The sequence below is a fragment of the Thioalkalivibrio sp. ALE21 genome, assembly GCF_003208255.1.
Taxonomy (GTDB): domain Bacteria; phylum Pseudomonadota; class Gammaproteobacteria; order Ectothiorhodospirales; family Ectothiorhodospiraceae; genus Thioalkalivibrio; species Thioalkalivibrio halophilus.
Genome location: NZ_QKMA01000032.1, coordinates 1 through 10,794, shown reverse-complemented (window position 1 = coordinate 10,794; position 10,794 = coordinate 1). Strand labels below are relative to the sequence as shown.

Below are 10,794 nucleotides of genomic sequence, written 5' to 3'. Positions count from 1 at the left end.
GCATCGTCTGATCCGGCCGAAACGGCCGCAGACCAACGGAATGGTGGAGCGCTTCAACGGCCGCATCGCCGACTTGCTGCGGACCCGGCGCTTCGGCTCGGGAGAACATCTGAAGGACACCCTCCAGGACTACCAGCGCCTTTACAACCATCAGATCGGGCAGAAAGCGCTGGGGCATCGAACGCCGGTTGAGACACTCAAGGCCTGGCAACAGGAACGCCCCGATTTATTTCGTAAACATGTATACAAACAGCCGGGACCCGACACCAAACCGCCCCCCGGGCCCCGAACATGAAACCGAGCAGCTGGGAACGCGCGGGCGTACACGACGGCGGCTGGGCAAGGCCGCGCTGGGAACCGCGCCGGTTCTGATGACCCTCCACTCCGCGCCACTCAAGGCGGCGGGGGCGAACTGCATGGCTTCGGGCTGGGTTTCCGGCAACACATCAAAACACGATGAGCCCGAGGAGTGCGGCGGACGGACGCCCGGGTACTGGAGCGGTTCGGCCAACGCCGGCGACCTGAACCCGAGCAGTGCATCTTTCCAGAACCATCCGGGCTGGCACCAGGCGGTGGAAGAGGGAGAAGCGTTCGTTTCCGAATACGGCTTTCCGGGGATTGGCAACAACTACCGGGAATATGCCGTTGAAGATACCGGCGGCGACAGCGAACCGGGCCACTCGGCCAACCCGGATGTGCCGGATGGCTCGTCCCACGGCGAGATACCTCTCACGGCTCTGGGGGCCGTTGCCGCTTCAGTGGAAGTACTCGGGCTCGTCGGCCTCCCGCACGAGCGCCAGATCATCCGCTTCGGCATGGCAGCCCTGCTGAATGCACGCTACATCTCCGGATATCCGCTGTCGGAGCAACAGGTGCGGGATATCGTGACCGACACACTGAATGACGGCTATTACGTCGCCGACAGCGGGGATCGCCTGGAGCCGGAACAGGTCAAGGCGTTCCTCGAAAACACCATGAACGTGCCAACCTGGGGCCCTTGAAAAAGGGCGACGCAAGCGCGGACGTGCACACCGATCAGCGCCCCCCTGCTGGATTGGACTCTCCGCGCTGGCGACTGGTCCCGGAACTGCACCTGCGGCGCTGCGGCGACCAGTGGGTCGCCTTCCATTCCGGACACGGCACGACGCATCTCGTGGACGCCGGGGCCGGACGTGTTCTCGCATGCCTGCAACGCGAGCCGGGCCTCGACCTGCCGGCACTCGCAGCCCGTCTGGGCCCGGAAAGCGACACGCCTGCCGGCGCAATGACCGGCTGGCTGGCCGGGCTTCGCGACAGCGGCCTGGTGCGGGACGACGCCTAGTGCGAGTCAGCGAGCTTGGCCATGCCGGCCTGCGCCGACGGCTTTCCGCAGACGGGCTCCTGCTCGCCACGGGCCCCTTCGTGACCCGGATTCGCAGCCGCATCCCGAGCGTTGCGGAGGGGATAAATTCGCTGTATCCCGATTGCGAGGTACACAACGCCGACAGCTTTTACGACTTTGACTGCGAATTGCGCCCGCCCCGGTCCTTGCGCCGGTTCTATCGCCCGCAGGTGGTGTTCCTCTCGGATCAGCGCGTGGTGTTCAAGCCGCTGCCCCGGCACCAGGCCTACCCCATGCTCGAATGGGGCATGAACTGGTGCATCGCCAGCCACGTCCAGAACCGCCTGGTGCTGCACGCCGCGGCACTGGAACGCAATGGCCGGGCGCTGATCCTTCCGGCGCCGCCCGGCTCCGGCAAGAGCACACTGTGCGCGGCCCTGGCCAGCCATGGCTGGCGCCTGATGACCGACGAATCCGTGCTGGTGGCACTGGATACGGCGGAGATTTCCGGGCCGGCGCGTCCGATCAGCCTCAAGAATGCCTCGATCAACGTGATCCGCGACTTCTGTCCCGAAGCGAACGTGAATACCCCGGTGCACGACACCCTCAAGGGAACGGTCGCGCACATGCGCCCGCCCCGGGATGCGGTCGAACGGGCCAGGCAGCGCGCCCCGCCCGCCTGGGTCGTGTTCCCCCGTTTCCGCCCCGGTGCCGATACCCGGCTGCTTGATCGCGCCCCGGGCGAGGCGTTCATGGGGCTGGTGGCGAATGCATTCAATTATGCGGCACTGGGCGGACGGGCCTTTCATGCCATCGGGGATCTGGTCGACCGGACGCGGGCGTTCGACTTCACCTACAGCCGCCTCGACGAGGCGATGGCCACCTTCGAGGCGCTGGCGGATGGACGGCAATAGCGCCCTTGGTCTCGCCCTCGCCCGCCCGGAAAGCATGGCGGAACGCAACGATGCAGAGTGGGCAGCCATGCTGGGCGCCGCGCGCGAGACGTCGCTGCAGGGCACGCTCTGGCACAGCGCCCGCGCGGCCGGTGTCCTGGATCGGCTGTGCGAACCGGTCGCCGCCCATCTGGAGGGCGCAGCCATGGTCGCACAGCGCCGCGCGGAGGCCCTGCACTGGGAGCTGGAAGGCCTGGATCGCGGGCTGCTCACCCGCATGCAGCCCCCGGTCCTGCTCAAGGGCGCGGCGTATGCGCTGGCCGGACTCCCGAACGCGCCGGGTCGCATGGCCAACGACATCGACCTGCTCTTCCCCCGCGCGCAAGTCGAGCGCGCGGAGGCGTTGCTGTTCTTCGAAGGATGGACGGGGGCCCATCACAACGCGTACGACCAGCGGTACTACCGCGAGTGGATGCACGAGCTGCCTCCCCTGACCCACCGCCAGCGGGGCACCACCCTGGATCTGCATCACAACATCCTGCCGGAGACCTTCCGCGTGCGCACCGACCCCGAGCGACTGCGCGAGCACAGCGTCGCCCTGCCCGGGCCCTGGCGCTTTCGCATGCTGGCCCCCGCCCACATGGTGCTGCATGCCATCGTGCACCTGTTCTCCGAGACCGACTGGGACCGCGGACTGCGCGATCTCTACGACATCCACATGCTGGCCGGCCATTTCGCCGAACGCGAGGGCGAGGCCTTCTGGCAGGCATTCGTCGCGGAGGCACAGGCGCTGGAACTGGCGTGGCTGGCGCAACGGGCCCTGTGGCTCAGCCGGCGGGTGCTGCTGACCCCGGTACCGAACGCGGTCATACAGGGGCTTGAACAGGCCCGCACGGGCCGCCCCATATCCCCCTGGGCGCGCTGGGCGTTTCGGCACGGGATCCGCACCCGCGCGGCCTCGGTAACCCCCTGGCGGGATGCCACCGCGCGCGGACTGCTGTTCCTGCGGGGACACTGGCTCAAGATGCCGCCGGGCCTGCTGGCCCGTCATCTCTTCTACAAGGCGTTCCTGGCCGAAAAGGAAGACGACGGGGATGTCCGCCCCGAACCGGAGCGGCACGGGTGACCGGGATCACTGCCCGCTGGAGTGATACTCGCGGATCAGGGGGCGAATCTGTTCCGCCGGAATCGCGTAGGTGATCCCGCTCGGCCGCTCGACCGCCGCCTCCCGGCCGCCCTGCACGAAGGTCTGATTGATTACGCCGATCACCTCGCCATCGTGCTTGCGATACAGCGGGCTACCGCTGTTCCCGGGGTAGGCGGTTCCATCCAGTTGAAACACCATGGGGGGATCATCGCGCAAGGCGCGGATGCGCCTCGCATCCAGTTCACCGGAGCTGCGAGCCGGGATGACCATCGGGGTCCACGCGGCGATCGTGGCCCGGTGAGTGGCGGGATACAGCCCCAGAATCATGCCGATAGGGTAACCGGTGAAGGCAACCTCCTCGCCGACCCGTACGGAATCGGAAGAACCCAGCTCCAGCGCCGGCAATGACGGCGAAGCGATGTGCAGCAAGGCCAGGTCGTGCTCGCGCGACTGTGCCACCACCCGGGCATTGCGGATCACGGTATCGCGGCCCTGACCACTGACCACGACCAGCCGCTCGCGCTGGTCATCATTCAGGGATTCCGGGACCGCATGCCGATTGGTCACGACCAGCCGGCCGTCGTCCACGACGAAACCCGTGGCCAGATATTCGATCCGCGGACTGCGGGTCGGCTGGAAGGTGGCGATGCCCAGCACGGAGCCCTCAACACGCTCGACCGTTTCGGGCAGGGTTTCGGCCTGGAGCGGCTGAAGCAACAGGCCGGCGAGGACGAGCCACACCGCGGACAGGGCGATCCCGTTCCTTGCAGAACACACGGCGGAGATGGCGGCGAGGCCACGCCTGGTTCCAATGAGCCAGGGCATTTCGTTTTCCTCTCGGCGTTCCCGGGGTGTCTCTCTGAGTGTAGTCCCGATTTTCCCCGAGGGTGCCGTGAGACGGTCCGATTTTCGTGGCGGTGTTATGAGAGGGGTACGAGCACCCGGCTCGAGAGTGCCACCATCACATGCCAATTACCGAAGAGGAGCCCCCGAATACCGGGGAGACGGGTTGGGTCGGAGACCTGCCCGCCGCATGTCGCAACCCGCCATCGTGGCAACGCCCCCGCATCCGACGATCAACCGTCCAGCCACGGTTCGCTGCGCTGAAAACGACGCACCACCATGACCGCAAAGGCCGCCACACCCAGCGTCGCGGGGATGTACTCCAGGGCCAGCCCCAGGCCCGCGGCCATGTAGCCCGTGACCAGCGCCCACAGAAACGGGATGATGGCCACGATGAGTGGCGGCCGCGGAAGCGCCAGCAGCAACAGTGCCAGGGTCAGCAGCATGGTGGGAGCCGGTGCCACCCCGACATACGACAGCTGCGACCAGGGCGTATCCGTCAGCAGATGCCCGAGTAGTGGGTGCGCGGCCACAGCGTAGACCACCAGCACGACCGCCAGTACACCCGTCCGGCCACCGGGCCAGCCGAAGATGCCCCCCCGCCCCATCACGGTCAGGGCCAGCACCATCATCAGACCCTGCGCCACGAACACGCCCGCCAGCTCCTCGGCGGCAAAGTGAAACGGCGCCACCGAACCACCGAAGAAGATCAGCCCGATCCAGATCCACAACACGCCCAGCAGCACGCCAATCGCATGCCCGGCGAAACGCGCCCCGGAGAACGCCAGGGCGATCGCAGCCAGGACGCACAGCGCAGCCACCCCGTGCAGGGGCCAGATCGCCTGGTTGTATTGCTCGAGGATCGCCAGCCAGGTGGGTCCGTCAAACGGCAGCATTGACCAACTCCCATGTCCGTGGGTTCAGAACCGGTTCTGCAGGAGGCCAGCCCTCTGGCCGCCTACAGGTCGCCGACCCAGGCAACCATGCGTTCGCGCATTGCTGCATCGGGCATGGGTCCGTACAGCGCGCCCATGTTCTCCCCCATGTGGGCCACGACCGAGGTCGCCGGGATCGCGCAGGTCACGTCCGGATGGGACACGATGAACTTGAGAAGGAACTGGGGCCAGTTCTCGCATTCGATCTCGGCCGCCCAGTCCGGCAGCGGGTGGTCTTCGAACCGCTCGATCAGGGCCTTTTGCCGGAACGGGCGGTTGGCGATCACGGCAATACCGCGCTCGGTTGCCAGTGGCAGCAGGCGCTGCTCCGCCTCGCGGTCGAGGATATTGTAGGTAAGCTGGACGAAATCGAGGTCTTCCGAGCGCATGATGCGCTCCATCTCGTCATGCCGCCGCCCGTGCGACGTGGTGATCCCGATGTAGCGAACCTCCCCGGCCTCGCGTCGCTCACGCAGGGTCTCCAGATGCGCCTGCCAGTTCTGCAGGTTGTGCACCTGCTGCAGGTCCAGGCGGCCCGCGCCCCACAGATCCAGGGAATCCGCATGCTGCTCACGACCGGTGGAGGTACTGCGGGTCCAGATCTTGGTCGCCGAGAACAGGGCCTCGGGACGATCCAGCGCACGCAGGCAGTCCCCCACCACTGCCTCCGCTCGGCCATACATGGGCGACGAGTCGATCATGCCCCCGCCCCGGGCAAAAAAACGTCCCAGGATCTCGCGACGTACCGCCATCGGACCCGGCGCGTCCGGGACATTAAAGGTAATCCACGTCCCCATCCCGATCACCGGGATGCGCTCGCCAGAAGACGGAATCGGCTTGCGATGGGGCTCGCGCTCGGCGGCAAAACCCGCCGGCGAAAGGCTGGCCCACCAACCGGCTGCAGAGGCAGCGGCGAGCTTCAGAAAGGAACGGCGCGAGCGCCGGCGATCAATCATGGGATGCCTCGCACGATGCAGAGATGGCTACCAGATCGTCCCCGTCCGGAGGCCTGAAGTTCCCCCACGGTTCTTTGCCGGGCCACGAGGGCCCTTCATGAACACGCGCGGGAGGCGGAATCGCCCGCCGCTGCCGGCCTCGGCCAGGCAGTCGTTTCCGGGCCACGGGGGATGGACGTCCCGGTGAGTGCCTTCCGGATCATGCTGACACCCCCTCCATTCATGTAGTCACAACGGCGTTGCATGCGTGCAAGTATCGCTCGAAACAGCCTGCCGATGCCGGCACGCGTCATCGCTTTGCGTTTTCTCCACCCCGGAATTCCGGACCGCCAAATCGACCCAGGAGCTCGAACCGCTTATGGCCTCTTTCCCGCGTTCCGCCCCGTCCGAACAACGCTCCGGCTTCATGATCCATGTTGCATGGATCGCCATGGCCCTCGTCCTTCTGAGCGGAGCGCTTGCCCGGCCAGCCGCGGCGCAGGACCCCGACGCCTTCATCACCACCTGGGAAATCGGCGAACCCGGCGATGAGATCTTCATCCCGACGGCACCGGCCACCGAGTACCACTTCACCATCGACTGGGGCGACGGGACCGTCGAGGAGATCTCCGGCACCGACCCGGATCCGACGCATGCTTACGCCGAGCCCGGTATCTACCAGGTCGCCATTACCGGGAGGTTTCCGCGCATTCATTTCGATCTCTCGCAAATGGACTTCCAGAGGCCCGCGCGGGGCGACATCCACCCCGGGGACAACGCGCAACGACTGGTGGCCGTCGAGCAATGGGGGACGATCGAGTGGACCAGCATGGAAGGCGCCTTCGCCGGCGCGGTCAATCTGACGCTCGATGCCACCGATGCGCCCGATCTGTCCGACGTGAGCTCCCTGAGCCGTATGTTTGCGCTGGGCCATTCCTTCGATGGCGACATCGGTCATTGGGACGTCTCCGGCATCGAGGACATGAGCCACCTGTTCGAACAGGCCTCTTCGTTCAATCAGGACATCGGCAAGTGGGATGTCTCCAGCGTGACCGACATGAGTGGCATGTTCGACGGAGCCAACTCCTTCAACCAGGACATTGGTGACTGGGACGTTTCCAGCGTCACCAGCATGAGCCGCATGTTCAACAGGCAGTTCGGGCAGGCCACCGCATTCAACCAGGACATCGGTGGGTGGGACGTCTCCAGCGTGACCGACATGAGCGGCATGTTCGACGGAGCCAGCTCTTTCAACCAGGACATCGGCAGCTGGGATGTCTCCAGCGTCGAGGACCTGAGCTACATGTTCGGAGAGGCTGAGTCCTTCAACCAGGATATCGGCGACTGGGACCTGTCCGCGGCGACCACCCTTCGCGGCATGTTCAGCCGGGCCGAGAGCTTCAATCAGGATATCAGTGACTGGGACGTCTCCGGTGTTGGCGATGTCAGGAGCCTGTTCGGCGGCGCGGACTCCTTCAACCAGGACATCGGCGACTGGAATCTGTCCGGCGTGGAAAGAATGGAAAGCATGTTCGCCGGTGCCCGCGACTTCAACCAGGACATCGGCGGCTGGGACGTATCCGGGGTTTCCAGCATGAATCAGGTTTTTTCCGGCACTGAGTCCTTCAACCAGGACCTGGGCGACTGGGATGTGTCCGGCGTGACTGACATGCGCTCGATGTTCAAGGACGCCATCGCCTTCAACCAGGATCTGAACGACTGGGACGTCTCCGCGGTGACCAACATGAACGGCATGTTCTGGGGCGCGCGGACTTTTGACGGGGCCATCGGTGACTGGGACGTGTCGAGCGTCGAGGTCATGGGGCGCATGTTCTGGAAGGCGGAATCCTTCAACCGCGACATCGGTGACTGGGCTGTATCCAGCGTGACCAACACCTGGCTGATGTTCGCCGAAGCCGCATCCTTTGATCAGGACATCAGCGGCTGGGATGTCTCCAGCGTCCTCAATGCACGTCAGATGTTCCGTGATGCCGGGGCCTTCAACCAGGACCTGAGCGCCTGGACCTTCCCCGAGGAGGCCAATACCGACGACATGTTCGACGGTGCCGATGCGTTTGACTCAAGCAGGCTGCCTGCCGGGCTGGGCTGAAGCCGGCGTTGCCACACATGGCTCTGCCCGCGAATCCCCGGGCCTGCAAACGGCCGGTCGATGTCTCGGGATAATGCCAAGCGTAGCTCGCCGCTTCCATTTCGACCACCTCCACGGTCACCACGGCCTGTTGGGCCCTCGAGCAGAGGACGTCCAGCACATGCTCGCTGAGCATTCGGCGTTGCTCTGGTGAACGGCCCGGCTGGATCCGCAGCTGTGCATGCAGAAACGGGCGGCGGGTTCCGCCCACCAGATATTCCGTCACCGGCCGAGCCCTTGCCTTGATGTGTGATTCCGAGAAGAGCTGCGTCTCCCGCGCCGCCGTGTTCGGTCACAAAGACAGGCGGCCCTTTCCCCGGGCTGGAAGACAGCACCAATCCCGGCCCGTCACTGGGTAGTCACACAATGGTCACAGAGGCTTTCGAGGCCCCAAATGAAAAAGGGACCAGCGACTGTAAGTCACTGATCCCTTTCTCGAAATAATGGCGCGCCCGGGAGGATTCGAACCTCCGACCGCCTGGTTCGTAGCCAGGTACTCTATCCAGCTGAGCTACGGGCGCGTCGACTGAAACGCGAATTATGGGGATCCGGACGGAGTGATGCAAGCCCCCCGAACGAATCCTTTCAGCGCTTGCGCGGCACGGGGTGATACGGCTGGCTGCGAACGCGGTCATGTTCGTGCATGCGGTAGTGGACGAAGTCGTCCACCGCATCGAAGTGCATGAACGGATTGCCCTCTTCTTCCTCGGCCAGCGTGGATTCGGGCTTTTCCGCGTAGTTGTGCCCGGGATGGATGCAGGTGTGCTCCGGAAGGCCCTCGCGCAGGCCCTTCAGGGTGTGGAACATCTGCTCGGGGTCCCCGCCGTGCAGATCGCAACGGCCGCAGCCGAACACGAACAGGGTATCCCCGGTGATGAGGTCGTCGCCGGCCGGCATGTGGAAGCAGGTCGAGCCCGGGGTATGACCGGGGGTGTGCAGCAGGCGGATCTCGGTGTCGCCGAGCATGAAGCGGTCGCCACCGTGGTGCAGCTGCGGCTGTTCCAGGTCGCGGCCCCAGAACTCCGCCTCGGGCTTGAGCAGGTGCAGACGCGCCGAGGGGTTGTACTCGAGGATCGCCTCGATGCCATTGATGTGGTCGTGATGGCTGTGGGTCAGCAGGATGTCGCTGATCTCCACGTCCTGTTCCCGCGCCTGGCGCAGGATCGCGTCGGGGTCCCAGGCCGGATCCACCACGGCGGCGCGCCGGCTGCCCACATCTTCGATCAGGTAGACGAAGTTCTCCATGGGACCGAGTTCCTGGCGATGGATCCGATAGGGAAGCGCACTGGACTGGGGCATTGGCTGTCTCCGTGGTGATGTCCGTGGTAATGCTGTCGCGATTCCGGCCCGAAACGCGGGCCGGCTACCATAAGGGAGAAACCTACATCCTGTGGAATCCCGAAACGTCATGCAAAGTTCCGCGCCCGAAGCCGAAAACCCCGAACAGCACTGGCAGGCCCGTTATGACGCGGGCTCGACCCGCTGGGACCGGGGCGAACCCAGCCCTTCTCTGGAGCGCTGGCTGGCGCTCACCGACCTGCGGCCCGGGGCCCACGTGCTGGTACCGGGCTGCGGCTATGGCCACGAGGTGCCGGCGCTGGCCGAACGCGGCTTCCGGGTCACCGGCCTGGACGTGGCGCCCACGCCGGTCGAGCACCTGCAGGCAGAGCTGAAACACCGGGGCCTGCAGGCACACGCGGCGGCCGTACAGGCGGACATGCTCGACTGGATGCCAGCGGCGCCCGCGGACGCCATCTACGAACAGACCTCGCTGTGTGCCCTGCCGCCCGCGCAGTGGGAAGCCTACGCCGAGCGCCTGTGGCGCTGGCTGCGCCCGGGTGGGGAGCTGTTCGCCTGCTTCATGCAGACCGGGCGCGAAGGCGGGCCACCCTATCATTGCGCCCTGCCCGACATGCAGGCACTGTTTCCCGAGGAGCACTGGATCTGGCGCGACGACGCCGGGGCCACGGAGCACTTCAACGGCAAGCATGAAATCCTGCGCCGCCTGATCCGGCGCTGATACGGGCCGCCCGACGGCCGGGAGGTGACCATGTTCCTGCAGCCACCCAGTGGCCTCAACGGCATCCGCGCGGTGCTCCTGGATCTCTCCGGCGTGCTGTATGTGGGCGACCGCGCGATCCCCGGGGTCGCCGAAGCCCTCCGGCGACTGCAGACCGCCGGATATCCCCTGCGCTACGTGACCAATACCACGCGCCATTCGCGCGCCCGCATCGTGCGCGAACTCTCGTCCATCGGCTTTACCATCCCGCCCGAACATCTGGCGACCGCCCCCTATCAGTCAACGTAGTTGTCGCCTCAACGCAACCGACAGGTGACAACCATGAAGCACTACTCCGCGGAGCGTAAGGAAGCCGTCCTGCGCAAGCTGGCACCACCGATGAACCTCACTGTCCCCGAGGTGGCCGAGGCCGAGGGGATCTCCACGGCGACCCTGTACAATTGGCGCAAACAGGCCCGTGAGAGAGGACAGGTTTTGCCATCACGAGGATCGACCCCGGAGGGCTGGAGCAGCGAGGAGAAGTTCCGCGTCGTGCTCGAGACCGCGCCAAT

General features: G+C 65.7%; 13 protein-coding genes, 1 tRNA gene and 1 pseudogene. 9 read left to right on the top strand and 6 right to left on the bottom strand.

Annotated features, from left to right (window positions below):
* The 5 genes from D893_RS13315 to D893_RS13295 all read left to right on the top strand — a co-directional run.
* Positions 1-295: integrase core domain-containing protein (locus tag D893_RS13315; protein WP_146220562.1), on the top strand; the 295-nt coding region annotated here is incomplete at its 5' end.
* On the top strand, positions 240-1,001 hold the full coding sequence (locus D893_RS13310; protein WP_246863938.1) for a hypothetical protein: 762 nt from the start codon (positions 240-242) through the stop codon (positions 999-1,001). The genes D893_RS13315 and D893_RS13310, both read left to right, overlap by 56 nt.
* A 53-nt stretch (positions 1,002-1,054) precedes the next feature.
* The gene (locus D893_RS13305; RefSeq protein WP_018945750.1) at positions 1,055-1,321 is read left to right on the top strand and encodes an HPr-rel-A system PqqD family peptide chaperone; all 267 of its coding nucleotides are present in this window, start codon (positions 1,055-1,057) and stop codon (positions 1,319-1,321) included.
* Complete coding sequence (locus tag D893_RS13300) at positions 1,321-2,235, top strand: HprK-related kinase A (RefSeq protein WP_110620046.1); 915 nt, start codon at positions 1,321-1,323, stop codon at positions 2,233-2,235. The genes D893_RS13305 and D893_RS13300 overlap by 1 nt, the downstream gene beginning before the upstream one ends.
* The gene (locus tag D893_RS13295; protein ID WP_077243442.1) at positions 2,222-3,340 is read left to right on the top strand and encodes a nucleotidyltransferase family protein; all 1,119 of its coding nucleotides are present in this window, start codon (positions 2,222-2,224) and stop codon (positions 3,338-3,340) included. The genes D893_RS13300 and D893_RS13295 overlap by 14 nt, the downstream gene beginning before the upstream one ends.
* Before the next feature lie 6 nt (positions 3,341-3,346).
* Here D893_RS13295 and D893_RS13290 read toward each other — a convergent pair whose 3' ends face one another.
* From D893_RS13290 to D893_RS13280, 3 genes are all read right to left on the bottom strand, one after another.
* A complete protein-coding gene (locus tag D893_RS13290) occupies positions 3,347-4,102 on the bottom strand; it encodes a serine protease (RefSeq protein WP_210434115.1) in 756 nt (251 codons plus the stop codon).
* A 335-nt stretch (positions 4,103-4,437) separates the two neighbouring features.
* The gene (locus D893_RS13285; protein WP_077243444.1) at positions 4,438-5,100 is read right to left on the bottom strand and encodes a DUF6064 family protein; all 663 of its coding nucleotides are present in this window, start codon (positions 5,098-5,100) and stop codon (positions 4,438-4,440) included.
* A gap of 62 nt (positions 5,101-5,162) precedes the next feature.
* The gene (locus D893_RS13280) at positions 5,163-6,095 is read right to left on the bottom strand and encodes an aldo/keto reductase (protein ID WP_077243445.1); all 933 of its coding nucleotides are present in this window, start codon (positions 6,093-6,095) and stop codon (positions 5,163-5,165) included.
* 430 nt (positions 6,096-6,525) lie between these two features.
* Here D893_RS13280 and D893_RS13275 point away from each other — a divergent pair, with 430 nt between their 5' ends.
* Positions 6,526-8,184, top strand: a complete 1,659-nt coding sequence (locus D893_RS13275) for a BspA family leucine-rich repeat surface protein (RefSeq protein WP_168409956.1) — start codon at positions 6,526-6,528, stop codon at positions 8,182-8,184.
* Here D893_RS13275 and D893_RS13985 read toward each other — a convergent pair.
* From D893_RS13985 to D893_RS13260, 3 genes and pseudogenes are all read right to left on the bottom strand, one after another.
* Positions 8,075-8,494, bottom strand: a pseudogene (locus D893_RS13985) (hypothetical protein); the annotation flags it as partial. The gene D893_RS13275 and the pseudogene D893_RS13985 sit on opposite strands and share 110 nt — an antisense overlap.
* A 173-nt stretch (positions 8,495-8,667) precedes the next feature.
* Positions 8,668-8,744, bottom strand: a tRNA-Arg gene (locus D893_RS13265).
* Positions 8,745-8,808: 64 nt separating this feature from the next.
* Positions 8,809-9,522: an MBL fold metallo-hydrolase gene (locus tag D893_RS13260; protein WP_077243448.1), complete on the bottom strand. Its 714-nt coding sequence runs from the start codon at positions 9,520-9,522 to the stop codon at positions 8,809-8,811.
* 109 nt (positions 9,523-9,631) lie between these two features.
* Between D893_RS13260 and D893_RS13255 the strand changes: the two genes are divergently transcribed.
* The 3 genes from D893_RS13255 to D893_RS13245 all read left to right on the top strand — a co-directional run.
* A complete protein-coding gene (locus D893_RS13255) occupies positions 9,632-10,243 on the top strand; it encodes a methyltransferase domain-containing protein (protein WP_018945742.1) in 612 nt (203 codons plus the stop codon).
* A gap of 30 nt (positions 10,244-10,273) precedes the next feature.
* Entirely contained in the window at positions 10,274-10,531 is a 258-nt protein-coding gene (locus tag D893_RS13250) for a hypothetical protein (protein ID WP_246863937.1), read from the top strand.
* Positions 10,532-10,564: 33 nt separating this feature from the next.
* A partial coding sequence (locus tag D893_RS13245; protein WP_146220561.1) for a transposase occupies positions 10,565-10,794 on the top strand: 230 nt, incomplete at its 3' end.

What these genes read in the sequence shown, in the direction of transcription:
- D893_RS13310 (WP_246863938.1), top strand. Translation starts at nt 240, where the DNA reads ATGTATACAAACAGCCGGGACCCGACACCAAACCGCCCCCCGGGCCCC.
- D893_RS13295 (WP_077243442.1), top strand. Translation starts at nt 2,222, where the DNA reads ATGGACGGCAATAGCGCCCTTGGTCTCGCCCTCGCCCGCCCGGAAAGC.
- D893_RS13285 (WP_077243444.1), bottom strand. Translation starts at nt 5,100, where the DNA reads ATGCTGCCGTTTGACGGACCCACCTGGCTGGCGATCCTCGAGCAATAC.
- D893_RS13280 (WP_077243445.1), bottom strand. Translation starts at nt 6,095, where the DNA reads ATGATTGATCGCCGGCGCTCGCGCCGTTCCTTTCTGAAGCTCGCCGCT.
- D893_RS13275 (WP_168409956.1), top strand. Translation starts at nt 6,526, where the DNA reads ATGGCCCTCGTCCTTCTGAGCGGAGCGCTTGCCCGGCCAGCCGCGGCG.
- D893_RS13260 (WP_077243448.1), bottom strand. Translation starts at nt 9,522, where the DNA reads ATGCCCCAGTCCAGTGCGCTTCCCTATCGGATCCATCGCCAGGAACTC.
- D893_RS13255 (WP_018945742.1), top strand. Translation starts at nt 9,632, where the DNA reads ATGCAAAGTTCCGCGCCCGAAGCCGAAAACCCCGAACAGCACTGGCAG.
- D893_RS13250 (WP_246863937.1), top strand. Translation starts at nt 10,274, where the DNA reads ATGTTCCTGCAGCCACCCAGTGGCCTCAACGGCATCCGCGCGGTGCTC.